Genomic DNA, 24,395 nt, shown 5'->3' on the forward strand with positions numbered 1-24,395 from the left:
CGATTTCTTCAGGAGTAGGCATCTCCAGGATGGTAGTCGTCAATCCCCGGTATGAACCGCCGGGAGGCGCTATCGTGCCGGTGACGTGCGTGGTGCTGGACGACGACGGTGAACTCCATGGGGAGATCCTCCTGTGGGCCGAATCGGGTGGTTTGTCCGCCCTCGAATACGCCTGGTACGGGGATGCGCCGCCCCGTGCCCTGCCGAACGCGGATCGGATGGTCACGTCGCGGAGGTAACGTCCGCGAACCCGGGGATCGGGCCGCCACCGGCAGTACTCCTGATGAAGAACGGGATGGCGCGGGGTGAAATCCGCGTTGGGCGGAACCGCCTCCGGGGGAGTGAAGGCCATCCGTCCGTCCAGGTCAGGGCCCTGAATGGCCCACCACTCCCGGAAGGGGCCCGGGGGAACGGCATGCGTTCACCTCCTACACATCGGAGGGGACGAATGGTAGGAAGTTGACGCGCAGGGCTTCCTCGATCCCCCCGCCGCCCGGAGGCTGTCCATGAAACGCCGGTGGTCGACCCGCTCACGTGCCAGCGCCTTCGCTGCCGCGGGTTCCGTCCTGGTCCTCACCCTCACACCCGTCGCGGCCGCCGCCGACACCCGCGACGACCCCCGGGAACACACCGGGTTCAGCGAGACCGTCGAGATCCCGCCGAACGGCTCCGTCGCGAGGGCCGACACCCCCGAACCCCGGATGGAGACGTTCGAGTCCGAGCGCCCGGTCGCCCCCGGCACCACCCTGACCTCGTTCGACGCCTACGGCCCGGACGGGTACACCGGCACGCCGTCCTGGCTCCAGGCCGACCTGCTGACCACGGACCTCACCGCCGGGGTCAGCGTCGACTACCTCTTCCCCGGCCGGGTCACCGACCGGGAGCCCCTGAGCACACAGGCCGACCGGGAGGGCGCGGTCGCCGCGGTCAACGGCGACTTCTTCGACATCAACGGCTCCGGCGCGCCCCTGGGCGTGGGTGTGCACGGCGGTGAACTCGTCCAGTCGCCGATGACCGACGACTACCGTGAGTCCTCCGTGGTCGTCACCCCCGACGGGCTCGGCGCGATCGGCGAGGTGTTCTTCGAGGGCACCGTCGAGCTGCCCAGCGGCGACACCCCCTCCCTGGACGCGGTCAACAAGCCGACTCTGGGCCCCGGCGAGATCGCCGCGTTCACCCCGCTGTGGGGCTCCCACTGCCGCTGCCGCGCGGTCGAGGGTACGGACGACGCCCTGGAGGTCGTCGTCACCGACGGGGTCGTCACCGAGGTCGTGGAGGAGCCCCGCGAGGGCGACATTCCCGACGACTCGTTCGTCCTCGTCGGTAGGGAGGCGGGCGCCCGGGCCCTCGCGGACCTGGAGGTGGGCGACCCGGTCGGTATCGACTACGAGGCCCGATCCAGCGATGACCAGGAGATCCACGCCGCCCTGAACGGCCGGCAGATGCTCGTCGTCGACGGCCAGGTACGGCCCGGCAGGGAGAGCGACAACAACCCCGGCGCCCCGCGCATGGCGGTCGGGTTCTCCGAGGACGGTTCCCAGATGTTCCTCCTCAGCGTCGACGGGCGTCAGCCGTCGTTCGCCGCGGGGGTCGGCCTGGACGAGCTGGGCGCGATGATGGTCGAGGCGGGTGCGCACACCGCGCTCAACCTGGACGGCGGCGGATCGGCCACGATGGTGGCCCGCACCCCCGGCGCCGAGGAGGTGCGGGTGGAGAACCGGCCCTCGGACGGAGCCGAGCGCCACGTCCCCAACGGGCTCGGCCTGTTCGCCCCTGAGGGAAGCGGCCAGATCGACGGCTTCTGGGTGGAGACCCGGATCGCCCCCGAACGTGCGGGCGCCTCCGGATACACCCGGCCCAGCCGCCCGGACCGGGTCTTCCCCGGTCTGACCCGGACCCTCACGGCGGCCGGGTACGACGAGACGTACGGACCGGCCGACGCGGTGCCGAACTGGCGCTCCGACAACGGCCGGGTCGGGGTGGCCGACCGCGATGGCGTGTTCACCGCGCACGCGCCGGGAACCGCCGCCGTCACCGCGAGCAAGCTGCGGGCCCGAGGCGAGATCGAGCTGACCGTGCTGGGCGAGCTGGCCCGGATCGAGACGACCCCCGGCAGGGTCGGTCTCGCCGACTCCGAGGCGTCCGCCGTGGTCCAGGTGACCGGCTACGACGCGGACGGGTTCGCGGCCCCGATCGAGCCGGAGGACGTCGAGCTGACCGTCGACGAGAGCGTCGCACGCGTCTCGGTGACCGAGGACGGGCGGTTCGAGGTCCGGGCCGCCACCGACAGCGGTTCCACCCTGGCCACGGTCCGGGTCGGCGACGTCGAGACGACCATGGCGGTCACGGTCGGCTTGGAGGAGGTCGTGGTCGCCGACTTCGAGGACGCCGACGAGTGGAGCTACTTCGGTGAGCGCGCGGACGGCGACGTCACCGCGGCCGAGGGCCGTGACGGGCGGGGCGTGCGGCTGACCTACGACTTCACCGCCTCGACCGGGACCCGTACGGGCGGAGCCCTGCCTCCCGGCCGCACCCGGGAGATCCCCGGCCAGCCACAGGAGCTGCGCGCCTGGGTCCACGCCGAGGGCAACGGCGAGTGGGCCAGCCTCCAGGTCTGGGACGGCGCGGGCCAGCTCCTGCCCGCGCTGCGCTCCGGCTACCTGAACGAGCCAGGCTGGCAGCAGCTGGTCTTCACCGTGCCTCCGGGCACCCAGTACCCGCTCTCGCTGCGCCGCGTGTACTTCGCCGAGACCGAACCCGGAGCGAGCTACCAGGGTGAGGTGGTCATCGACGAGATCACCGCCCTGGTGCCGCCGTCGGTCGACGTACCTCCCGCCGCGCCGGTCGTCGACCCGGTGGTGGCCCCCGGCGCGGCTGTCGCGGCCCGGGACTGGCGGTTCGCCGTGATCTCCGACGCCCAGTTCGTGGCCCGTGACCCCGACAGCGAGATCGTCGCCTACACCCGCCGCGCGCTCCGGGAGATCCGCGCCAGCGACGCCGAGTTCCTGATCATCAACGGCGACTTCGTGGACGAGGCCGCCCCGGAGGATCTCGCGTTGGCGCGGCGCATCCTCGACGAGGAACTGGAGGGCGAGCTGCCCTACTACTACGTTCCGGGCAATCACGAGGTGTCCGGGGGCACGCTCGACAACTTCAGGGAGGAGTTCGGGGACACCCAGCGGGTGGTGGACCACCACGGCACCCGGTTCGTCCTCCTGGACACGGCCCGCTTCTCGTACCTGGCCAGCGACTGGTCGCAGCTGCGGATGCTGCGCGAGCAGCTGGACGCGGCGGCGGACGACCCCGCGGTGACGTCGGTCGTGGTGGCGCAGCATGTGCCCTTCCGCGACCCCTTGCCCACCAAGGCGAGCGAGCTTTCGGACCGCAAGGAGGCGGCCACGGTCGAGGCCTGGCTGGCCGGCTTCCAGGCGGAGACCGGCAAGGGCGCCGCGTTCATCGGCGCGCACGCGGGCCTGTTCCACGCGGGCCGGGTGGACGGCGTGCCCTACGTGATCAGCGGCAACGTCGGCAAGAACCCCTCCGCCGGTCCCTCGGACGGCGGGTTCACCGGCTGGTCGCTGTGGGGCGTGGACACCGGCGGCGACCCCGGGCAGGACTGGGTGGTGACCGAGCTGCGCCCGCACGTGGACGGCCTGGAGGTGGACGCACCCGAGTCGGTCACCGTCGGCGAACGGGTGCGGGTCGCGGCCACGGTGGACAACGACGGCACGGACGTGCCGGTCGCCTACCCGGTGAGTGCGGACTGGTCCGGCTCGGCGGGTGTGCACGTGGGTCGCGCGGACGACGCGGGTGAGGACCACGTCGCCGCGTTCGACCCCAGGACGGGCTGGTTCACCGCGCTCGCGGAGGGCACGGTGGAGCTCGACGTCACCGTCAACGGCGTGACCGAGGAGGTCACCGTCGAACTGACGCCCTGACGCCCTGACGCCCAGCTACCTGGGGCCCAGAGGCCTGGGGCGACCGGGGACGGGGCCCGACCGTGGGACACACGGTCGGGCCCCCTTCTGCGATCGGAGGACGGGCGGGCCACCGATCCGTGTTCGGCTCCCCTCATCGAGCGGGAGGGTCCGGGCCAGGCACCTCGCTCTTGCTCCGGGGGCGGTAGGGCCCCGGCCAGCTCCCCCTTGTCCTCACTCGGAGAGCGGGGACGAACCGGGCCAGCGCTCCCTCATCCTTCGACCCGTAGAGGGGTGAGGCCCTGACCGGCACTGGTACTACCTCGCCCAAGGAGCGAGGAGGGGGCTGTCCCAGGTCAGTCCTGCCTTCCCCTGCCCGTAGTCCGAGGAGGGGCGCTGGTGGGCAGGAAGCGGATCTGTTCGGGTGGGAGCCGAAACGCCCTGCCTTCCCTCGCCCGGGGAGCGCGGGAGCGGGCCCGGCTCAGCCCGCGCGCAGTACGAGGGCCAGGCGGGTGCTGCGGTCCGGCGCGAGGGTCTCGCGCACGCCGGTCTCCAGGGCGCCGCCGGTGGCGTCGACCACGGACACGTGCCGGGTGGCTCTGGTCAGGGCCGTGTACGCCTGCGGGCGGGACACCGTCACCTGGGGAGGGAAGACCGCCACCACCGCGGGCCAGCGGCCCCCGTGCGCGACGGCCACGCTCACCGCCCAGCCGGGGCGCAGCGCGGACGGGTCGGTGACGGTGACCCGGGTGCCGCCGGTCAGTTCGATGACCGCGCCCTCGGCCATCGCGCGCAGGTACCCGGTGTCGCCGGGACCGTAGCCCGGGCCCTCGGCGACGAGCACCACGCGGTCGCCCACGTCGAATCCGCCGTGTGCTCCGGGGCCGGGGTTGAGGCGTTCCTTGCAGGCGGTGTTGAGCGCACGGGCTCCGGCCGGGCCGTCCTCTCGGCAGGTCACCACCTGGACCTGGTCGGCGTCGATCCCCAGCGCGCGGGGGATGGAGTCGGTCACCAGCTGGGTCACCCGGTGGGCGGCCTCCTCACCCGAGGACGCCGGGACGCGCACCACCTCGCGGTCGGGCGCCGCCACGTCGGGCCACTCACCTTCGGACACCGCGCGGGCGAGCACCGCCACGGGGGAGGGGGTGCCGTCGTCGGCGAGGACCGCCACGTGCGCCGTGCGCGAGGCGGCCACGTCCTCCACCACCCGGCCCGGGGAGGCGGAGGGTGCCTGGTCGGGGTCGGCGAGCAGCACCAGGTGGGCGTCGTCCACGCAGCGGGCCACGAGGTCGGCCATCCGGGCCACGCCCAGCGACATCGACTCGCACAGCACCACGATCCCGGCGGTGGCCGGTGCGCCGGAGAGCAGTGCGGCCAGGGACACCGCGCGGACGGGAGCCTCACCGGTGTTCGCCGTGGCCCCCTGGTTCCCCGTGGTCCCTCCGGGGCCCCGAGTCTCCGCGGCTCCCTGGGTGACCTCGGTCGTGCTGGTTCCCTCAGGCCCCGGGGCCTCTCCGGCCCCGGCGCCCGCGCCGGACTCCTGAAGCCCTGAGAGCCCTTCGACCCCGCCGGTCTCCCCGGGCCCGCCGGTCTCCCCGGCTTCTTCGGACCCTTCAGCCCAGTCGTCCCCCTCACTCTCGTTGGTCGCTCCAGCCCCGTCGGTCTCCGGGGCCCCGTCGGACCTGTCGGCCGCCCCAGCCCCGGCGACTCCGCCAGCCCCGGCGTTCGCGCCGGACTCCCCGGCGCCGTCACCGTCCCCGGGCCCGCGCTCTCCGTCGTCCCTCACCGCGTCGTCGGCACCCAGGAGCCGGTCCAGGTCGGCGTTGACGGCGGCGGCGGTCTGCGCGGTGGGCGCCACCACGGCGATGCCCACCTGGCTCTCCCGGGCGATCGCCGCCAGGCACAGCAGGGTGCGGGCGGCCTCGGCCTGGTCGCCGGGGCCGTGGCGCACCACGGTGACCGGGCGCAGGGTGGCGGTGAGCAGCGCCTCCCGGGTGGTGTCGGAGATCGCGAAACCGCCGTCGGAGGTGGCGGCGTCCAGGGTCTCGGCGGCGGTCATCGGGTCCATGATCGGTTCGCTGCCGCCGATCAGGCGCAGGAGCTGTTCACCGAGCCGCTCCTCGGCGTGGCCGACGTCGTAGGGCGCGTAGTGGCGTTCGGGGTCGGGCAGGTCCGGCAGGTCCGGGACCCCGCCCTCCTCGAAGTCGGTGTCGTCGTCGGCCTCGTCGCCGCTCTCGAACAGCGCGACCTCCTCGGCGGCGACCGCCGCCTCCAGCGCGGCGCGGGGGTCGGCGACACCGAGCTGGCCGACCACCGTGGCCAGCCGCTTCTCCTCGATCGCGGTGTGTCCGCGCCGAGCGGCGGTGCGCAGGGTGTGCCCGACCAGGGCGCCCAGGCGCCGGGGGTCGTCGGGGCGCGCGGCGTCGCCCAGGTGCCTGCGGGCGCAGTAGTCGGCCTGGTCGACGGTGACCTGGGGCAGGCGCAGCAACAGCCAGGGGTTGGCGTCCAGCTCGGCTGCGGGCTGGGGGCCCAGCACGGACGCCAGGCGCGGTGCCAGGGCGTGCGGGGCGCCCATCCGGTCAAGGACGGCTCGGACCTTCTCGACAGCCTCGGACACCGGTTCCCCTCGTCAGGTGGTTCGTGGACTCGCTGGGAGCCTACCGACTCGCGCCGTCAACCGGTGTCGGCCGTCCACAGGCCGCCTCCGGTCCAGCACCGGGGTCACGTTCCGGGGTGTCTCGTGCGGTCACGACCCGGTGGACGCCTCGCCCTCCCCGACGACCCGGAGCACGGCGGCGCACGGGTCGGTGTCGGGAGCGGCCTCCTGCACGGCGGTGGCGGCGCGCGTCGCGACCGCGCGGAACTGGGCCCGCAGGTCCTCGTCCAACCCGTCGAGCACCCGTTCCTCCACGTGCTCGACCAGCGCGTCGGCGCGGGCCAGGACCTCGACGCCGTGGTCGGTGGGGCACACCCTGCGCACGCGGCGGTCGCCCGGGTCGGCCCGCCTCCGGACCAGGTCGGCGGCCTCGAGGTCGTCGATCAGGTAGGTCATCACGCTGCGGTCGATGAGCAGCCGTTCGGCCAGCGCGGCCTGGGTGGGGGCGTCACCCCGCGAGGCGGCGGCCAGCACGTGGTAGCCGCGGCTGCCGTGCGGGAGATCGGCCAGGACCGTCTCCACGAGCTCGTGCCAGCGGCGCAGCAGGACGGCCAGGGACCAGCCGAGGTTGTGCTCGCCGACGCCCGGCTCCGGAGTGGTGGGTGTCATGGTCCGAGCGTAGCAGGAATAGGTGTCACGGCAGATAAGTTGTGCTGAGTATCGTTTGACACACAAACATTTTCCATGCAGGAGGCCAGGCCCCATGCCCGACTACGGACACCCCCTGGAGTTCGGCACCTTCCTCACGCCGTCCGCCCAGGACCCCGACCGCGCCGTCGGGCTCGCCGAGCTCACCGAGGCCGCCGGACTGGACCTGGCCACCTTCCAGGACCACCCCTACAACCCCGACCTCCTCGACACCTGGACCCTTCTCAGCTGGGTCGCCGCCCGCACCGAGCGCCTGCGCGTCTCCGGCAACGTCCTCAACCTGCCGCTGCGTCCGCCCGCCGTCCTCGCCCGCGCCGCCGCCAGCCTCGACCGCCTCTCCAAGGGCCGCTTCGAACTGGGCCTGGGCGCCGGGGGCTTCCGCGACGCCATCCACGCCATGGGCGGCCCCCTCCGCACACCGGGGCAGTCCGTCGACGCCCTCTCGGAGGCCATCGACCTCATCCGCGCCGCCTGGGACACCGACGTCCGGGGCGGGGTGCGCCTCCAGGGCGAGCACTACGCCGTCCAGGGCATGAAGCGCGGCCCCGAACCCGCCCACGACATCGGGATCTGGCTGGGCGCCTACAAGCCCCGCATGCTCCGCCTGGTCGGGGCCAAGGCCGACGGCTGGCTGCCCAGTCTCGGCTACGTCGAGGTCGGGGACCTGGCCGGACTCAACGCGGTCATCGACGACTCCGCCCGCGAGCACGGCCGCGACCCCCGGCAGGTCCGCCGCCTGCTCAACCTCACCGGTGCCGCCTTCACCCCGACCAGCGGTGGATTCCTCCAGGGGCCGCCCGAACAGTGGGTCGAACAGTTGCTGCCCCTGGCCCTGGAGCTCGGTGTCGCCACGTTCGTCCTGCCCACCGACGACCCCCGCACCGTCCAGACCTTCGGAGCCGAGGTGGCGCCCGCCCTACGCGAGGCGGTCGATCGCGAACGCGCCGGAGCCGGGACCCCGACCGGTCCCGCCCGCCCCTCCGCCGCCCTGGCCGCACGCCGCTCCGGCATCGACTACGACTCCGTCCCGGCGTCCCTGCGCGACGGCGCGGTCGAGCCCGGGGACCGCGGCTACACCGGCGTCCGGCACGGGTACATGCAGCAGGGGCGCCCCGGGCTCGTGCTCAGGCCCACCGGACCCGAGCAGGTCGCCGAAGCCCTCGCCTACGCCCTGAAGCAGGACGCCCCGCTCAACGCGCGCAGCGGCGGCCACGGCATCAGCGGGCGTTCCACCAACGACGGAGGCGTCGTTCTCGACCTGGGCCGCATGAACGCGGTCGAGGTCCTGGACCCCGGCTCGGGTCTGGTCCGGCTGGGTGCCGGGGCGCGGTGGGGTGAGGTCGGCGCCGCCCTGCACCCGCACGGCCTGGCGATCAGCTCCGGCGACCACGGGGGAGTGGGCGTCGGCGGGATCGCCACCACCGGCGGGCTCGGGTACATGTCCCGTGCCCACGGATTGACCATCGACCGGCTCACCGCCGTCGAGCTGGTCACCGCGGCCGGGGAACGCCTGCGGGTGGACGCCGACCACCACCCCGACCTCTTCTGGGCGGTGCGCGGCGCCGGAGCCAACTTCGGTGTGGTCACCGCCGTGGAGGCCGTGGCCGCCCCGGTCCGGGACGTCGTCCTCGGCCAGTTCGCCTACGACGCCTCGGACACCGCCGCGTTCCTGAGAGCCTGGGGCGAGATCGCCGGGTCGGCCCCACGCGAGGTCACCGCGTTCCTCACCCTCGGAACCGGCCGGGGCGGGCAGGGCCCCGCCGCCCAGGCGATGGTCGTGTACGCGGGAGACGACACCGACGCCGCCGTCCGGGCGCTGGAACCCTTCCTCGAGGTCGGTCCGGTCCTGGACCAGCGAGCCCAGGTCGCCCCCTACCCGGCGGTCCTGGTGGGCCACGCCGGGCCGCACCAGGGCTCCGGGACCCCGGTCTCCCGTTCGGCGCTCCTGGAGCACGTCACCGAGGAGGCCGCCGGGGCGGTGGCCCGGGCGCTCGCCACCGGCGACGCCTACTTCGCGCAGCTGCGCCAGGTGGGCGGGGCGGTCAACGACGTGGCCGCCGACGCCACCGCCTACCCCCACCGCTCGGCCGGGTTCTCCTTGGCCGCGATGGGGCGCCGGGCCGAGCCGCTGGACCGCCGCTGGGCGGAGCTGGGCGGCGCGGCGCGGGGGCTCTACCTGAGCTTCGACACCCGCACCGGCCCGGAGGTGCTCGCCCAGGCCTTCCCCGAACCAGCGCTGCGGCGTCTGCGCGAGCTGAAGGCCGTGTACGACCCGCACGAGGTCTTCGACCAGAACTTCCCGATCCCGCCGCTGTCCTGACCCCCGACGAGGGGGCCGGGGAGGGCCGCCGACGGGTGCCCTCCCCGGTCGGCGGCGCCCGGCCTCAGCGCTCGGGCGCGGCCGTGGCGTCGTCCAGGGCGTCGCGGATCTTGGGGGGAAGCCGCACGTGCTCCACGGACAGGATCTCCTCCAGTTGCGACAGCGTGCGCGGGCCCACGACGGCGGCCGCCACGCCCTCCTGGTCGCGGGCCCAGCTCAGCGCCACCGCCAGCGGCGACACGCCCAGGCCCTCGGCGGCCGTGCACACCGACTCCACCACCCGGCGGCTGCGGTCGTCCAGGTAGGGCTCCACGTAGGGCGCCATGTGCGGGAACGCCGCCCGGGAGTCCGCCGGGACGCCGTTGCGGTACTTGGCACTGAGCACGCCCCGGCCCAGCGGCGACCACGCGATCACCCGGGCCTCGGCGGCTGCGGCGGCCGGCCGCAGCGCGTGGTCGGCGCCGCGGTTGAGCAGTGAGTACTCGGTGCCGGCGCTCACCAGCGGCACCCGCCCCGGCTGGGCGCGCTGCCACGTCGCCAGCGTGGCGAACTGCCAGGCCTTGAGGTCTCCGGTGCCCACGTAGCGCGCCTTGCCGGAGGCCACCGCCGCCTCCATGGCGGACAGGGTCTCCTCAGGGGGCGTGTGCGGGTCGAACACGTGCAGCTGCCACAGGTCCACGTAGTCCGTCTGGAGACGCCGCAGCGACGCGTCCAGCGACGCCAGGAGGTGGCGCCGGGAGCCGTCCACCGGTCGGTAGGCCTCCGGCGTGTGCCCGCTCTTGGTGGCCACCACCACGTCCTCGCGGCGCACCGTCCCGCGCAGCAGCCGGCCCAGGATGCGCTCGCTCTGGCCGCCCGTGTAGATGTCCGCCGTGTCCACGAGCGTGCCGCCCGCGTTCACGAACGCGGTGAGCTGCTGCCCCGCCTCCTCCTCGGAGGTGTCGTTCCCCCAGCTCATCGTGCCCAGGGCGGTACGAGACACCCAGAGCCCTGATCTGCCCACCTGTCGCTGTTCCATGCGGCGGAGAGTACCGTGTTCATCGGAAGTAGGCCCTGGGTACACCTTCGCTGCGTACTGTCGGCGCAGTCCCGAACAGTGCCGACGCGCGTCCTCCCGCCACGCGGGCCGTCCGGGTCGTCACCCATTTGGTTCGTGTCCGAGTCCCCGGGGCCCGGACCCGTCACGAAAGTCCGTACCGAGTGTCCATCTTCGAGGCGGTCGTTCTCGGCCTCATCCAAGGGCTCACCGAGTTCCTGCCCGTATCCTCAAGCGCCCACCTGCGCGTCTTCGCCGCCTTCTTCGGCTGGTCGGACCCGGGTGCGGCCTTCACCGCCGTCAGCCAGATCGGCACCGAGCTCGCGGTGGTCGTGTACTTCCGCAAGCGGGTGTGGGCGATCATCTCCGTGTGGTGCCGCTCACTGGTCGACCGGGACCTGCGCGGCGACGTCAACGCCCGCATGGGCTGGTACATCATCCTCGCGACCATCCCCATCGGCGTCCTGGGTCTGCTCTTCGAGGACCAGATCGACGGTGTCTTCCGCGACCTGCGCCTCATCGCCCTGACCCTCATCGTCTTCGGCCTCATCCTGGGCGCCGTCGACCACTTCGCCCGCAAGCAGAACGAACTGGAGGACCTCACCCTTGGGCGGGGCCTGACGTTCGGCCTGTTCCAGACCCTCGCGCTCATCCCGGGCGTCTCCCGCTCGGGTGCCACCATCACCGGTGGCCGTCTGCTCGGGTTCACCCGACCGGCCGCGGCCGAGTTCGCGTTCCTGCTGGCCATGCCCGCCGTGTTCGCCTCCGGCCTGTACAAGATGCTCGACATCGGCGGCAACGAGTACGCGGGCTGGGGAGCCACCATCGTGGGCACCCTGGTGGCCTTCGTGATCGGCTACGTCGTCATCGCCTGGCTGATGAAGTTCATCTCCACGCACAGCTTCATGCCGTTCGTGTACTACCGCATCGCGCTGGGCGTGCTCATCCTCGTGCTGGTCACCACCGGTGTCCTCTCCCCGCAGGGTGGTGCCGGAGTCGGATAGCGGCCCCGAACCCGGCGACACCCGCCGGACGCACCCCGCACGCGCACACCCCCGGGGCGGACCGCCGGTCACGGCGGCCCGCCCCGGGGGCCGTGCCGACCTACCCTGGTGCCATGGCCACACCTGCTGACACCCCAGCCGACACCTCCGCCGCACCCGGGAACCCCTCCAGCGGTGCGACGTCCGCACCGGAGGCGATCACCCTCCTGCTCGTCAGGCACGGCCTGACCGACGCCACCGGACCGCGCCTGGCCGGGCGCGCGCCCGGGGTCCACCTCAACGACGCGGGTCGGGCCCAGGCCGCCCGGTTGGCCGCCCGGTTGGAGGGGCTGGCCCCGGCCGCGCTCGTCTCCAGCCCGCTCGAACGCTGCCAGGAGACCGCCGAGGCCGTCGCCGAACGGCTGGGCGTGCCCGTCACCACCGACGAGCGGTTCGTCGAGTGCGACTACGGCAGCTGGACCGGCCGTTCCCTCACCGAGCTCGCCGCCGAACCCCTGTGGCGGGTCGTCCAGGACCACCCCAGCGCCGCGCGGTTCCCGGGAGGGGAGGCGCTGGCCACGACCTCCTCGCGCGCCGTGGACGCCGTCCGCGACTGGAACGGGCGCCTGCTCGAACGGGCCGCGCCCGGCGCCGCCCCGCCCGTGTACGTGGTGTGCGGCCACGGAGACGTGATCAAGGCGATCGTCGCCGACGCCCTGGGCATGCACCTCGACCTGTTCCAACGCCTGCGCGTGGACCCGTGTTCGGTCAGCTCCATCACCTACACGCGCACCCGGCCCTTCCTGAACAAGCTGAACGACACCGGCGAACCCCTGGCCGCGGCCCTGCCCACCGCGTCGGAGACCAGGGGCGACGCCGCGGTCGGCGGGGGAGCGGGTCGACCGTCCGCGACGGCCTGACCGCCCGGGACGTCCTGATCGCCCTGACCGCCCGGGACCGCCGGATCGGCCGGGACCGGCGCGCCCCGAGCCGGCGGCCGCCCCGGCCGTGTCCGGGACACCCGCCGCGAGGCGCGCCGCTCCGTATCGCACGGCGTCACCGTCATCCCTTAGGGTGCTAGTCATGCCCGTCTTTCAGTTCAATCCGCCGGAACGGTTCGTCGCCGGAACCGTGGGCCAGCCTGGGGACCGCACCTTCTTCCTCCAGGCCGTCGGTGAGGGTCGCATCACCAGTGTTGTGCTGGAGAAGGCCCAGGTGGAGGCCCTGGCCACCCGCATCGAGGAGCTGCTGGAAGAGGTGCACCGACGCTTTGGCGCACCGCCGGACGACGTGACACCGCCCGAGGACGACGGTCCGCTGGAGCAGCCCATCGAGCAGGACTTCCGGGTGGGCACCCTCGCCCTGGCCTGGGACGCCGAGGCGGCCCGCGTCATCATCGAGGCCCAGGAGATCGACGAGACCGCCACCGAGGAACTGGTCGAGGACGACGACGAGGAGGAGCTGGAGGTCTTCGCCGAGGAGGCCCCCGCCCACCGTGACGTCCTGCGCGTCTACCTCACCCCCGGTGAGGCGCGCGCCTTCGCCGGCCGTGCCCTCAAGGTCGTCTCCGCCGGGCGCCCGGACTGCCCGCTGTGCGGACGACCGCTCGACCCCAACGGCCACATCTGCGCGCGGCAGAACGGCTACCGTCCGGACCGTCTCGTCTGAGGCGGCCGTGGACGACGACACCACCGGGGCGGCTCCGACCGCGGCCGTCCCCCCGCCCGAGGTGACCACGACGGCCTTCGGAGGGCTCTCCCCGTCCGAGGGGCTCGACCTGCTGCGCCGGGGCGAGATCACCGTGGAGGGGCGCCTGACCGCGGCCTCGAACGCCACCCTGTACTGCACGGTCTCCGACGGCGGGGTGTCGGCCGCGTGCGTGTACAAGCCGGTCGCGGGGGAGCGGCCCCTGTGGGACTTCCCGGACGGCACGCTCGCCGGCCGCGAGGTGTCCGCGCACGCCGTCTCCGAGGCGCTCGGCTGGTCCGTGGTACCGCCCACCGTCCACCGCGACGGCCCCTACGGCGAGGGCATGGTCCAGTTGTGGGTGCACGGCGACACCACCGTCGACCTCGTCGCCCTCTCCCGGGAGACCGACCACCCGGGGCTGCGCAGGATGGCCGTCCTGGACGCCGTGATCAACAACTCCGACCGCAAGATCGGCCACCTGCTGCCCACCCCCGAGGGGCACCTGTACGGCTGCGACCACGGGGTGTCCTTCGCCGAGGACTACAAGCTGCGCACGGTCCTGTGGCAGTGGCAGGGGCAGCCCCTCACCGACGAGGCGCTGATCTCCCTGGCCACGCTGCGCACCCGGCTGCGCGACGCCAGCGACCCGCTCGGCGCGCTGCTCTCCGCGCACCTGACCGGACCCGAGGTGTACGCGGTCCGGGAACGGGTGGACCTGCTCATCCACCACGGCATCCACCCCTACCCCGCACCCGACTGGCCCTCGGTCCCCTGGCCTCCGGTGTGAGCAGTCTCAACACCCCAACACGCGGAAACCGGACAACGGGAATGGCGCCGTAGCGGTTCGTACCTGCACAATGGGGCACGTGAGCAACGAGTGGAACTACCTTTTCGACATGGACGGCGTCCTCGTGCGCGAGGAACACCTGGTCCCCGGCGCGGACACGCTCATCGCGGAGCTGCGACAGCAGGGGACCCCGTTCATGGTGTTGACGAACAACTCCATCTACACCCCGCGCGACCTGCGGGCACGACTGCTCAACACGGGGCTGGACATCCCCGAGGAGTCCATCTGGACCTCCGCGCTGGCCACCGCGCAGTTCCTCCAGACCCAGCGCCCCGGCGGGTCCGCCTACGTGGTCGGTGAGTCGGGCCTGACCACCGCCCTGCACAACGTGGGCTACGTGATGACCGAGCGCGACCCGGACTACGTGGTCCTGGGAGAGACCCGCACCTACAGTTTCGAGGCCATCACACGGGCGATCCGCCTCGTGCGCAACGGCGCCCGGTTCATCGCCACCAACCCGGACGAGACCGGGCCCAGCGCGGAGGGCCCGCTGCCCGCGACCGGCGCCGTCGCCGCCCTGATCGAGAAGGCGACGGGGCGCCGCCCCTACTTCGTGGGCAAGCCCAACCCCCTCATGATGCGGTCGGCGCTGCGCCGCATCGGCGCCCACTCCGAGAACACCCTCATGGTCGGCGACCGCATGGACACCGACGTGCTCAGCGGTCTGGAAGCGGGTCTACAGACCGTCCTGGTCCTGTCCGGCATCTCCGACCGGGACACCGCCGACCACTTCCCCTACCGGCCCACCCGGGTGATCGGCTCGGTCGAGGAACTCGTGGGCCACACCCAGAGCCCCTTCGACACCCCCGCCTGACACCCTGTGGACACGACGACGGGGGCGGTGGACCGTGTCCACCGCCCCCGTATCCGTCGTGGGGCAGGCCGTCGCGGCCGTCCCAGGGGTCAGGCGCTCTGCCGCTGCTTGGCGATCTCCTCGACCTTCGCCGCCTCCTCGCGGCGACGGGCGCGGAGCAGTTCCAGCCGCTCGGCGAGGACCTCCTCCAGGTCCTCCATGCTGCGGCGCTCCAGCAGCATGTCCCAGTGGGTGCGGACCGGCTTGGTGTTCTTGGGTTCCTCGCCGCCGCCGTCACGGCGCAGCGCGCGGTCGCCGCAGAAACGGCATTCCCATTCCGCGGGGATCTCGGCCTCGGTCGCGAAGGTTACCGCGAAGCGGTGACCCCGGGTACAGTCGTAGGTGACTTCCTGCCGGGGAGCCAGGTCGGTGTTGCGGTCGTTCTCGTAGCTCGTCGCCCCGAGCCGTGTGCCGCGAAGTGCTCGCTCGGCCATCGTGTGGGTGCCTCCAGGCGCTCGTGCGGTCTCGCGGGGTGTAACGCGTCGGTCCACGTCAAGATTCCCCACTGACCTGAGGTCGAACCTCCCCGGCGGGCGCGGGACCCCGTCCGCGCCACGGAGGACCCGTCACACCGAGCCCCGCCCGCGGTGATGACCTGCACCACCCTAGGGCGTGTTCCGCGGATCATTCCGGGCTCGCGACCACCAGGCTGCCTCTCGCTGCGCCGACTTCGCTCGGACAGCCAAACCCGGGCGGGCCCCCGCTGTGCGACACTGCGGAGCTTGCGGAGCAGAGCACAGTAGGGGCAGCTTCGCTCCTCGTCTTGCGAGAGATTGCCTGGAGGCCTCTCGCGTCGATCGGCGCGAGCGCCGAACCAACCGAAAGCATCCACGGAACACGCCCTAGGCGCCCGACCGCCGAAGTCCCCGCACCCGCCCCGACACACCCACCCCGCCACACCCGCGTGCCGGAATCTCATCCGCCGTGTGCCGGTCACTTTCCCCAGCGCGGTGAGCGGCGACGTGATTCCCGGGGCGAGCCGGATATTCCGGCTTCTGGCTATTCGTACGTCGGTGCAGTTCAGGAATGGTTCGCGGGGGTTCGGTGCGTGTTCCCCGCGACTTTTCCGGGTGGCCCCTCCGCCTCCGGCCGCGGCGTGGTATCGGCCCGCGGCACGGCGTGGGCCGCGGAGCCGATAACGTCCGGTATTCGTCATTGTCCTCCCATGGGCGCCAGGTGGGGCAAGTGGTATCTTTGCTCGCTGTGTGATCGAAGGGCTGGTTGAGCACTATGGCGCCGCCCGTGTCGCATAACAGTGCACGTGGGTGGTGAACACCCTTTATGCGTGCCCTTCGGTGTGTGCAAAGAGTGAGGACGTGTCCGGACATGGAGCACCATGACTGACCCCACCCCCGGCTCCGAAGGAGCGCGGTCTCCGGGCGCTGCCGCCCCGCGCTGGCTGCTCGTCCTGGTCCCGGCCCTGCCCGCCTGGGGTTGGGCGCTCTGGGCGGTCCACCCGGACGAACAGACACCGGTCCTGGCGGCGGGCGCGGTCGGACTCCTGCTCCTCCTCGTGCTCGCGCTCATGATGGTCCGCCGCGACCGCCAGCTCGCCGAACTCCGGGACCGGGTCGACACGGCGCGCGCCCAGACCGCCGCGCTCTCCACCCAGCTCCTGCCGCGCATGGTCGAACGGCTGCGCGCCGGGGACTCCGCCGACACCGTCCTGCACCAGATGCCAGCTGTGGACGACCCGTCGGTCTCCGCCGTCCTGCGCGCCGTCGCCACCGAGATCTCCGCCTCGGAGCGGCGCCGCTCCGCCGCCATGGCGGCGTGCGCCACGGCCGCGGGCCGGGTCCAGGCGCTGTCCACGACGATGCTCGCTGACCTGCGCCGTATGCAGGAGCGCCACGGCGACGGCGACGCCGGGAGCGACGTCCTCGGCGACCTCATGCAGCTCGACCACACCACCGCACAGACCGGACGGGTCGCCGACAGCATCGCGATCCTCACCGGCGCGCGGTCGGGCCGCCGGTGGAGCCGCGCGATTCCCATGGAGAGCGTGCTGCGCGGCGCCATGGGGCGGATCGGCGCCTACCAGCGCGTACGCACCCACAGTTCCACCCACCTGGCGGTGGCCGGGTTCGCCGCCGAGGGCGTCATCCACGCGCTGGCCGAGATCCTCGACAACGCGACCAAGTTCTCCCCGCCCACGGCAGAGGTGCACGTCCACGTGGAGGAGGTGCAGGCGGGGATCGCCGTCATGATCGAGGACGGCGGCCTGGTCATGGGGGACGAGGCGCTGCGCCGGGCCCGTGCCGCGGTCCGCGACGGCCTCGATCTCAGCACCATCTCCGGCACCCGCCTGGGGCTCTCGGTGGTCGGCCGCATCGCTCACCGGTACGGCCTGGAGGTCTCCTTCCGCCCCTCCTCCAGGGGCGGCACCGCCGTGGTCGTCCTCCTGCCCCAGCGCATCGTCAAACCGCTGCCCGTCAGCGTCCCCGAGCAGTCGGACACCGCTCCCGAATCCTCCTCCCGTGCGACGGCGGCCCCTCCTCCCGCCGCGCCGAACACCGCCCCCAAGGCGGACAGCGGACTGCCCATGCGCCGCCGGGGTCAGGCTCTCGCCGCGGCCGAGCGCAACCGCCCCGCCCCGGACGAAGAGGCCGGTCCGCGCACCCCCAGCAAGGGGTTCGGCGCGTTCCGCTCCGCCGTGCGCGGCCAGGACACGACCGACTCACCGAAGGAAGCATGATGGACCTCAAGACGCTGACCTGGCTGCTCGAAGGCCTGCTGGAACGCACACCCGGCACCCGGCACGCGCTCGTGCTCTCCCGTGACGGCCTCAAGCTGTGCCACACCTCGGGTCTGAACACCGACAGCGCCGACCACCTGGCCGCCATCGCGGCCGGGGTGCAGAGCCTGGCGCACAGTGCCTCGGTGGAGTTCGGCGACGGCCGTGGCGGGGTCCGCCAGGCGATGGCCGAGTTCTACGGCGGGCTCCTCTTCATCGTCGAGGCGGGGCACGGCACCCACCTGGCGGTCATCACCAACGGTGAGGCCGAGCCGGGGCTGGTCGGCCACAACATGAACGAACTGGTCGAGCAGATGGGCGAGCACCTCACCACGCCGTCCCGAGCCGGGGCCGAGCCGGCGTGAGCCCGTACCGACGGGAGAGCCCGGACCGGCTCTACATCATCACCTCGGGCCGCAGCCGCGGCGCCGACGAGTCCCTGGACGCCGTCACCCTCATCGTCGCGGAGAGCGGACCCGTGCCCGGCATGCAGTCCGAGCACGCCTCGATCCTGCGGCTGTGCGTGAGCCCCGTGGCGGTGGTGGAGGTCGCCGCCCACCTGCGGCTGCCCGTGGCGGTCACGCGCATCCTGCTCACCGACCTCCTCGACACCGGCCGGGTGACCGCCCGCCATCCGGCCCCGGCGCCCTCACCGGCGCATCCCCTCGCCTCCCCGGACGTGTTGGAGAAGGTGCTCGTTGCACTCCACAACCTCTGAAGCCGCCCCCGCCGACCAGCGGGTCACCCCGCTGGCGGACAGCACCGAACAGGCCCTGAAGATCGCCGTGGTCGGCGGGTTCGGGGTCGGCAAGACCACGATGGTCGGTTCGGTCAGCGAGATCCGTCCGCTGACCACCGAGGAGACCATGACCCGGGCCGGGGCGGGCGTCGACGACCTCGACGGGGTCGAGGGCAAGCGCACCACCACCGTGGCCTTCGACTTCGGCCGCATCACGCTGGACGCCACCTCGGTCCTGTACCTCTTCGGGGCCCCCGGCCAGGAACGGTTCTGGTTCCTGTGGGACCGCCTGTTCACCGGGGCGCTGGGCGCGGTCGTCCTGGTCGACACCCGGCGTCTGGAGGACTGCTTCTACGCCATCGACCGCCTGGAGGAGCAGGGAACGCCGTTCGTGGTGGCCCACAACGACTTCGGCGAGTCCGAGTACTCCCTGGAGGACGTGCGGACCGCCCTGGACCTCGACCCGGGCATCCCCCTCCTGCGCTGTGACGCCCGTGAGCGCGACTCGGCCAAGAGGGTCCTCATCTCGCTGGTGGAACACGTGCGTTCCCTGATCACGGAAGGTGCCCGATGACTGGCTGCCCCGTCCGGATGTACGGTCCCGAGTTCCAGACCGACCCCGGCGGCCTGTACGAGAGGATGCGCGCGGAGCACGGGCCGGTCGTACCGGTCCGGATGGAGGGCGACGTCCCCGCGTGGCTGGTGGTCGGCTACCGGGAGGTGCACCAGGTGGTGAACGACACCTCGGTGTTCGCGCGCAGCTCCGGCCGGTGGAACGCCTGGCACCTGGTGCCCGACGACTGGCCGATGCTGCCCCTGGTGATCCAGCTGCCGATGGTGCTCAACTCCGAGGGCGCCGACCACCGCCGCCGCGCAGGGGCGATCACCGACGCCCTGGCCGGGACCGACCTGCACGAGTTGCGCACCACCACGGCGCGCATGGCGGACCGGCTCGTCGACGGGTTCTGCTCCTCGGGTGAGACAGACCTGCGCGCCTCCTACACGGGGCGGCTCCCCGCCCTGGTCCTCAGCTGGATGTACGGGCTCGACTCCGTACGGGGCGACGCGTTCGCCGCGAACATGACCACGATGATCGACGGCGGCCCGGACGCCATGGTGGCCCAGCAGGCGCTGATGGCCGCGATGGCGGAGCTGGTGGCCGAGCGCCGGGCCCGCCCCGGCCCGGACGTGGTCTCGCGCCTGCTCGCCCACCCGGCCGGGTACTCCGACGAGGAGGCGGTCCCCGAGCTCATCGTCCTGCTGGGTGGCGGGAACCAGCCGACCGCCGAGTGGTTGGGCAACGCGTTGCGGCTGATGCTCACCGACGAGCGGTTCGGCGCCTCCATCGCCGGCGCCCGCAACAGTGTGCAGGAGGCGCTCAACGAGGTCCTGTGGGAGGACACCCCGACCCAGATCCAGGCCGGGCGCTTCGCCGCCCACGACGTGGAGCTGGGTGGCCAGATCATCCGCAAGGGCGACATGCTGCTTCTCGGTATCGCCGGAGCCAACCGCGACCCCCTGGTGCGCACCACGGCGGGCCGGATCGGCGACCGGGGCAGCCAGGCCCACCTGTCGTTCTCGCACGGCCCGCACCAGTGTCCCTACCCGGCTCGGGAGATCGCCGAGATCATCGCCGTCACCGGGGTCGAGGTCCTGGTGGACCGTCTTCCGGACATCGAACTCGCGGTCCCGGAGTCGGAGCTGCGCTGGCGTCCCTCTCCGTGGGTGCGCGGCGTGACCTCCCTCCCCGTGGCCTTCACCCCCACCGACCCGTACGGGGCCGCCTGACCCGGTCCGTACGTCCCCGCGTTCCCGATCCCCGCGTCGATCCCACCTTCCCCCGAACTGACCCGAGGAGCACCGATGTCCTGTCCCGTGCAGCATGGAACCGTGACCCTGGACCCCTACGTCAAGGACCTGCGAGCCGAGCGGGAGATCCTCCACGCCGCCGGTCCGGTCACCCGCGTCGAGCTGCCCGGCGGGGTCACCGCCTGGGCGGTGACCCGGCACGAGGCGGCCCGCGCGGCGCTCACCGACCCCCGGTTGGTGAAGGACGTCGCGCACTGGGACGACTTCCAGCAGGGTCGGATTCCCGAGGCCTGGCCGCTGCTGAGCACCATCCCGCCCACCCCGACCAACCTGTTGGGGACGGACGGCGCGGAGCACCGGCGGCTGCGCCTGCTCACCGCGAAGGCGTTCTCCGCCCGCAGGGTGGAGCGGCTGCGCCCGCGCGTGCGTGAGCTGACCGTGGGTCTGCTGGACGCCCTGGAGGCGGGGGCGCACGAGCCGCTGGACCTCAAGAACGAGTTCGCCTTCAAGCTTCCGATGAGTGTGATCGGTGAGCTGTACGGCGTGGAGGAGGCCGAGCACGGCTACCTGCGCGACATGTACGTGAAGTTCTTCAGCGCGGTCACGAGCCCCCGGGAGTTCATGGAGACCTACGCGACGCTGGAGCGCTACTACGACGGCATGATCGAGGCCAAGCGGGCCGAGCCGGGCGACGACCTGACCACCGAGCTGCTCAACGCCGGGGAGGACGGGGACGCCCTCTCCGACCTGGAGGTGCGCGGCACGCTCCAGGTGGTGGTGGCGGCCGGGCACGAAACGACCGTGAACCTGCTGTGCAACGCGGTGCGCGCCCTGCTCGCCCACCCCGAGCAGTTCGACCTGGTCAAGGAGGGCCGGGTGGGCTGGGACGCTGTGGTGGAGGAGACCCTGCGCTTCGACCCGCCCACCTCCAACATGGTCTTCCGGTTCGCGACCGAGGACGTGGAGCTCGGGGGGAGGACCATCCGTAAGGGGGAGGCGCTGATGACCTCCTACGGTGCGATCAGCCGGGACCGGGACGAGCACGGTGAGGAGCCGCACCCGGACACCTTCGACCTCACGCGTGAGCGGGGGCACCACATCTCCTTCGGGTACGGGCCGCACGTGTGCCCGGGCTCCCATCTGGCCCGTATGGAGGGGCAGATCGCCCTGCCGCTGCTGTTCGAGCGCTTCCCGGACCTGCGGCTCGCGGTCGCCGACGAGGAGCTGGAGAACCACCCGTCCATCGTGGTGAACAGCCTCAAGGAGCTGCCGGTCCTGCTGCGTCCACAGGGGTAGTCCGGCTGTTCGGCGTCTGCCGGGGCCGCTTCGCGAGGGGTCGGGGCGGCTCCGGGTCATGCCAGGGCAGGGGAGGCCCAGGACTTCGCCAAATATGGACGAAAGCGGACAATGGATAAAAATCGCCCCTAGGATCGGCAGTCCGAGTGCCGTGCCTGGGGGTGGGACATGTCGAGAACGGCCGCGGCCGTGGTCGCCCTGTCCCTCCTCCTGGCCGGCTGCGGCCCGGGGCAGGACGGGGGCACCGGGTCGGCCCCCGAGGACCGGTGGCCACCGAGTGGCGGCGCACCGTCGGAGTCCCCGCCCGTCCCCGGAGCCGACGCGCCGGTCAGCCCCGACCCGACCCCCGGCCCCTCCCCGGAGGCGCCCACCACCGCCCCCTCCCCCTCCGCCTCAGCCTCCGACGGAGCAGGAGGGGGAGCGGAGGAGAACGCGGGACAGGGAGTGCCCGAGGAGGCGGCCGCCTACATGGCCGCGCTCGCCGCCGCTGACGACCCCGCACGGATGCGCGACGGCCTCACTCTCGCGGAGGAGGACTCCACCGCCCACGCCTACCTGCGCCACGCCACGCAGGTCGCCAGCGCCAGGGAGGCCGCGGGAGAACCCTCCCCGGACGCCTCGCTCACACCCGCCGACGACGGATTCGAGCTCTGCGGCGGCTCCCCGGGGGCGGGAGGGGCGGACCCGGGCACGGACTGCGCCGTCTTCACCGACTTCGCCGCCGAGGACGGCCTGCTCACCGGCTTCCTCGTCGACGGGGCGGACCCCGGCAAACGACTGGTGACCGGGCACGGTGTCACCGCCAGCTCCGAGGGCGTCGACGTGCACCTGCTCACCGCCTACCAGGACGCCGCCGTCGACGGTCTCGTCGTCACCGCCGAGTTCACCACGGTCGACGCCGCCGACATCGACCTCCCCGGCGCCGTCTACACCGGTCCCGACGGCGACACGCACCGCCCGCGGGACGCCGTGGGCGAGTACGAGCTCGACCCCGGAGCCACCACCCAGACCGTCCTCACCTACCCGGGGGCACGGCTCGGCGGGGAGCTCACCGTCACCGGATGTCTCAGCGAGTGCCAGGCCCTGGTCGACCTGCGCTTCCCGGTCGAGTGACCGGCACCCGCGTCGCGCTGGCTGACCTGAGCCCCGCCCCCTCACCGACGGGACCCCGATGGACGGCGTCCTGCGCGAGGCGCGCCGGAGCACTGAACCCCCCTCGGCGACGCGAACCGGGGCCGCCGACAGTGTCGGCGGCCCCGGCCGCGTTCCAGCGTGCCCGCTGGGAGTGTGCGGGTCAGACTCCGGCTGAGGAGGTCGGGGAGCCCTGGGTGGAGCCGTCGTCGACGGTCCCGGGGGCCGGGTCCGTCCCCGTACCGTCCGGGTCGTCGGCGGCCTTCCTCCGGCCGAGGCCCCAGACATTGAAGAACACGTTCAACAGGAGCGCGGAGGCCGTCGCCGTGACGATGCCCGAGTGCAGGATCATCGTGGCCCAGTCCGGGAAGGTGGCGAAGAAGTCGGGCGAGACGATCGACAGCACGCCGAACCCGAGCGCGACCGCCACGATCACGATGTTCTGGTTGTCCTCGTAGTCCACTCTGCCCAGGGTCTGGATGCCGGCGGCCGCCACCGAGCCGAACAGGACCAGCCCGGCGCCGCCCAGGACGGGCGAGGGGATCATCGCCACGACCCGGCCCAGGATCGGGAAGAGACCCATGACGAGCAGGAGCACGGCGCCGGCCGCGACCACGTAGCGGCTCCGGACCTTGTTCAGGGCGATCAGGCCGATGTTCTGGCTGAACGTGCTGCCCGGAAAGGAGTTGAGGACCGGTGCGACCACGGCCGTCGCGGCGTCGGCGCGCAGACCGTCGGCCAGACGGCGCCTGTCGACCTTGCTGCCCACGACCGCGCTGACCGCGAGGATGTCGGCCATGCCCTCGGAGAGGATGACGATCATCATCACGCACATGGTGACGATCGCGGCCACCTGGAACTCCGGCGGACCGAAGTGGAAGGGGGTGGGCAGGGAGAAGACCGGGCCCTGGCCCACGGCGCCGAAGTCGACCTCGCCCAGGGCGGCGGCCAGCAGGGTGCCCAGCACCATGCCGAGGAGGATGCTCGCCCGGCCCCACACCCCGCGCAGCACCCGGGACAGCACCAGGATGATGACCAGGGTCCCGCCGCCCAGGAGGAGGTTGGTGTCGGAGGGGGTCCCGGTCTCGCTGTTGTCGGTGATCCAGCCGATCGCGACGGGGATCAGGGAGACGCCGACGATGGTGATCACGCTTCCGGTGACCACCGGGGGGAAGAAGCGGATCAGGCTCGCCATGACCGGGGCGATGAGGATGCCGAACAGCCCCGCGACGATCGAGGCGCCGAAGACGGCGGGCAGTCCGCTGGACCCGCCGATCGCGGTCATCGCGGTGATGGGGATGAACGAGGCGCCGATCACCAGCGGCATGCGCATACCGAACCGCCACACGCCCAGTGTCTGGACGAGCGTCATCAGACCGGCGACCAGCAGGGCCGCGCTGATGATCAGGCCGGTCTCCACCGGGTCCAGCCCCACGGCCGCGGCCATGATGAGCGGTGGGGTCACCACTCCCGCGTACAGGGCGAGGATGTGCTGGACGCCGTACGTGACCAGGTGGCGCAGGGGCGGGCGCTCGTCCTCGGGCCGCTCGGCCGTGGCGGGGGCCCGGTCTGCGGGCGCGGTGTCCGAGCCGCCCTTGGGGAACTTCATGTGGTGGGGCCTTCCGTGTGGATCTGTCGCGCTCCAAATCATCGGATGATCCGAATTGACATGCAAATTCGGGGGGTCGGATTGGAGGAACCACCAAAAGCGGAAGGGGTCGGTGGTGTGACCCTCCG

19 protein-coding genes are annotated in these 24,395 nt (G+C 72.7%); 14 read left to right on the forward strand and 5 right to left on the reverse strand.

Annotated features, from left to right (window positions below; genetic code table 11):
• Positions 1 to 506 precede the first annotated feature (506 nt).
• Entirely contained in the window at positions 507 to 3,938 is a 3,432-nt protein-coding gene (locus tag ACFYL4_RS13900) for a phosphodiester glycosidase family protein (RefSeq protein ID WP_387518594.1), read from the forward strand.
• 460 nt (positions 3,939 to 4,398) lie between these two features.
• Here ACFYL4_RS13900 and ACFYL4_RS13905 read toward each other — a convergent pair whose 3' ends face one another.
• Positions 4,399 to 6,534: a helix-hairpin-helix domain-containing protein gene (locus ACFYL4_RS13905; protein ID WP_387518595.1), complete on the reverse strand. Its 2,136-nt coding sequence runs from the start codon at positions 6,532 to 6,534 to the stop codon at positions 4,399 to 4,401.
• Positions 6,535 to 6,663: 129 nt separating this feature from the next.
• Positions 6,664 to 7,182 (reverse strand): MarR family winged helix-turn-helix transcriptional regulator, encoded by a 519-nt coding sequence (locus ACFYL4_RS13910; protein WP_387518597.1) that lies wholly within the window; start codon positions 7,180 to 7,182, stop codon positions 6,664 to 6,666.
• A 94-nt stretch (positions 7,183 to 7,276) separates the two neighbouring features.
• Between ACFYL4_RS13910 and ACFYL4_RS13915 the strand changes: the two genes are divergently transcribed.
• Complete coding sequence (locus ACFYL4_RS13915) at positions 7,277 to 9,541, forward strand: LLM class flavin-dependent oxidoreductase (RefSeq protein WP_387518599.1); 2,265 nt, start codon at positions 7,277 to 7,279, stop codon at positions 9,539 to 9,541.
• 64 nt (positions 9,542 to 9,605) lie between these two features.
• Here the strand turns inward: ACFYL4_RS13915 and ACFYL4_RS13920 are convergent, their stop codons facing one another.
• Positions 9,606 to 10,559 carry an aldo/keto reductase gene (locus ACFYL4_RS13920; protein WP_357768662.1) on the reverse strand — a complete coding sequence of 318 codons (954 nt, stop codon included), beginning with the start codon at positions 10,557 to 10,559 and terminating at the stop codon, positions 9,606 to 9,608.
• 182 nt (positions 10,560 to 10,741) lie between these two features.
• Here ACFYL4_RS13920 and ACFYL4_RS13925 point away from each other — a divergent pair, with 182 nt between their 5' ends.
• The 5 genes from ACFYL4_RS13925 (at position 10,742) to ACFYL4_RS13945 (ending at position 14,910) form a co-directional block, all read left to right on the forward strand.
• Positions 10,742 to 11,581, forward strand: a complete 840-nt coding sequence (locus ACFYL4_RS13925) for an undecaprenyl-diphosphate phosphatase (RefSeq protein ID WP_357768660.1) — start codon at positions 10,742 to 10,744, stop codon at positions 11,579 to 11,581.
• Positions 11,582 to 11,694: 113 nt separating this feature from the next.
• Positions 11,695 to 12,480: an MSMEG_4193 family putative phosphomutase gene (locus tag ACFYL4_RS13930; RefSeq protein ID WP_387518600.1), complete on the forward strand. Its 786-nt coding sequence runs from the start codon at positions 11,695 to 11,697 to the stop codon at positions 12,478 to 12,480.
• A 163-nt stretch (positions 12,481 to 12,643) separates the two neighbouring features.
• The gene (locus ACFYL4_RS13935; protein ID WP_387518602.1) at positions 12,644 to 13,228 is read left to right on the forward strand and encodes a DUF3090 domain-containing protein; all 585 of its coding nucleotides are present in this window, start codon (positions 12,644 to 12,646) and stop codon (positions 13,226 to 13,228) included.
• Positions 13,229 to 13,235: 7 nt separating this feature from the next.
• Positions 13,236 to 14,036: an SCO1664 family protein gene (locus tag ACFYL4_RS13940; RefSeq protein ID WP_387518603.1), complete on the forward strand. Its 801-nt coding sequence runs from the start codon at positions 13,236 to 13,238 to the stop codon at positions 14,034 to 14,036.
• A gap of 70 nt (positions 14,037 to 14,106) precedes the next feature.
• Positions 14,107 to 14,910, forward strand: coding sequence for an HAD-IIA family hydrolase (locus tag ACFYL4_RS13945; protein WP_387518604.1), 804 nt, complete (start codon positions 14,107 to 14,109; stop codon positions 14,908 to 14,910).
• Between the two features lie 89 nt (positions 14,911 to 14,999).
• Here the strand turns inward: ACFYL4_RS13945 and ACFYL4_RS13950 are convergent, their stop codons facing one another.
• Positions 15,000 to 15,383: an RNA polymerase-binding protein RbpA gene (locus tag ACFYL4_RS13950; protein WP_211717860.1), complete on the reverse strand. Its 384-nt coding sequence runs from the start codon at positions 15,381 to 15,383 to the stop codon at positions 15,000 to 15,002.
• 902 nt (positions 15,384 to 16,285) lie between these two features.
• On the opposite strand from ACFYL4_RS13950, the gene ACFYL4_RS13955 reads away from it, so the two are divergent.
• The 7 genes from ACFYL4_RS13955 (at position 16,286) to ACFYL4_RS13985 (ending at position 22,640) form a co-directional block, all read left to right on the forward strand.
• Entirely contained in the window at positions 16,286 to 17,644 is a 1,359-nt protein-coding gene (locus ACFYL4_RS13955) for an ATP-binding protein (protein WP_387518606.1), read from the forward strand.
• Positions 17,644 to 18,048: a roadblock/LC7 domain-containing protein gene (locus ACFYL4_RS13960; RefSeq protein WP_357769995.1), complete on the forward strand. Its 405-nt coding sequence runs from the start codon at positions 17,644 to 17,646 to the stop codon at positions 18,046 to 18,048. The genes ACFYL4_RS13955 and ACFYL4_RS13960 overlap by 1 nt, the downstream gene beginning before the upstream one ends.
• Positions 18,045 to 18,401: a DUF742 domain-containing protein gene (locus tag ACFYL4_RS13965; RefSeq protein ID WP_357769986.1), complete on the forward strand. Its 357-nt coding sequence runs from the start codon at positions 18,045 to 18,047 to the stop codon at positions 18,399 to 18,401. The genes ACFYL4_RS13960 and ACFYL4_RS13965 overlap by 4 nt, the downstream gene beginning before the upstream one ends.
• Positions 18,382 to 18,996 carry an ATP/GTP-binding protein gene (locus tag ACFYL4_RS13970; RefSeq protein ID WP_357769988.1) on the forward strand — a complete coding sequence of 205 codons (615 nt, stop codon included), beginning with the start codon at positions 18,382 to 18,384 and terminating at the stop codon, positions 18,994 to 18,996. Before ACFYL4_RS13965 ends, ACFYL4_RS13970 begins: the two co-directional genes overlap by 20 nt.
• On the forward strand, positions 18,993 to 20,210 hold the full coding sequence (locus ACFYL4_RS13975) for a cytochrome P450 (protein ID WP_357769989.1): 1,218 nt from the start codon (positions 18,993 to 18,995) through the stop codon (positions 20,208 to 20,210). Before ACFYL4_RS13970 ends, ACFYL4_RS13975 begins: the two co-directional genes overlap by 4 nt.
• Before the next feature lie 75 nt (positions 20,211 to 20,285).
• A complete protein-coding gene (locus ACFYL4_RS13980) occupies positions 20,286 to 21,527 on the forward strand; it encodes a cytochrome P450 (protein WP_387518608.1) in 1,242 nt (413 codons plus the stop codon).
• A 168-nt stretch (positions 21,528 to 21,695) separates the two neighbouring features.
• A complete protein-coding gene (locus tag ACFYL4_RS13985; RefSeq protein WP_387518610.1) occupies positions 21,696 to 22,640 on the forward strand; it encodes a hypothetical protein in 945 nt (314 codons plus the stop codon).
• Positions 22,641 to 22,821: 181 nt separating this feature from the next.
• On the opposite strand, the gene ACFYL4_RS13990 is transcribed toward ACFYL4_RS13985, so the two are convergent.
• Positions 22,822 to 24,267 (reverse strand): nucleobase:cation symporter-2 family protein, encoded by a 1,446-nt coding sequence (locus ACFYL4_RS13990; protein ID WP_387518612.1) that lies wholly within the window; start codon positions 24,265 to 24,267, stop codon positions 22,822 to 22,824.
• Positions 24,268 to 24,395: the final 128 nt, after the last annotated feature.

It is taken from the genome of Nocardiopsis sp. NPDC006938, assembly GCF_042869555.1.
Lineage (GTDB): Bacteria > Actinomycetota > Actinomycetes > Streptosporangiales > Streptosporangiaceae > Nocardiopsis.

Excerpts from the sequence above, each read along its gene's own strand:
- ACFYL4_RS13900 (WP_387518594.1), top strand. The coding sequence starts at position 507 with ATGAAACGCCGGTGGTCGACCCGCTCACGTGCCAGCGCCTTCGCTGCC.
- ACFYL4_RS13910 (WP_387518597.1), bottom strand. The coding sequence starts at position 7,182 with ATGACACCCACCACTCCGGAGCCGGGCGTCGGCGAGCACAACCTCGGC.
- ACFYL4_RS13915 (WP_387518599.1), top strand. The coding sequence starts at position 7,277 with ATGCCCGACTACGGACACCCCCTGGAGTTCGGCACCTTCCTCACGCCG.
- ACFYL4_RS13920 (WP_357768662.1), bottom strand. The coding sequence starts at position 10,559 with ATGGAACAGCGACAGGTGGGCAGATCAGGGCTCTGGGTGTCTCGTACC.
- ACFYL4_RS13930 (WP_387518600.1), top strand. The coding sequence starts at position 11,695 with ATGGCCACACCTGCTGACACCCCAGCCGACACCTCCGCCGCACCCGGG.
- ACFYL4_RS13935 (WP_387518602.1), top strand. The coding sequence starts at position 12,644 with ATGCCCGTCTTTCAGTTCAATCCGCCGGAACGGTTCGTCGCCGGAACC.
- ACFYL4_RS13945 (WP_387518604.1), top strand. The coding sequence starts at position 14,107 with ATGGGGCACGTGAGCAACGAGTGGAACTACCTTTTCGACATGGACGGC.
- ACFYL4_RS13950 (WP_211717860.1), bottom strand. The coding sequence starts at position 15,383 with ATGGCCGAGCGAGCACTTCGCGGCACACGGCTCGGGGCGACGAGCTAC.
- ACFYL4_RS13955 (WP_387518606.1), top strand. The coding sequence starts at position 16,286 with ATGACTGACCCCACCCCCGGCTCCGAAGGAGCGCGGTCTCCGGGCGCT.
- ACFYL4_RS13960 (WP_357769995.1), top strand. The coding sequence starts at position 17,644 with ATGGACCTCAAGACGCTGACCTGGCTGCTCGAAGGCCTGCTGGAACGC.
- ACFYL4_RS13975 (WP_357769989.1), top strand. The coding sequence starts at position 18,993 with ATGACTGGCTGCCCCGTCCGGATGTACGGTCCCGAGTTCCAGACCGAC.
- ACFYL4_RS13980 (WP_387518608.1), top strand. The coding sequence starts at position 20,286 with ATGTCCTGTCCCGTGCAGCATGGAACCGTGACCCTGGACCCCTACGTC.
- ACFYL4_RS13985 (WP_387518610.1), top strand. The coding sequence starts at position 21,696 with ATGTCGAGAACGGCCGCGGCCGTGGTCGCCCTGTCCCTCCTCCTGGCC.
- ACFYL4_RS13990 (WP_387518612.1), bottom strand. The coding sequence starts at position 24,267 with ATGAAGTTCCCCAAGGGCGGCTCGGACACCGCGCCCGCAGACCGGGCC.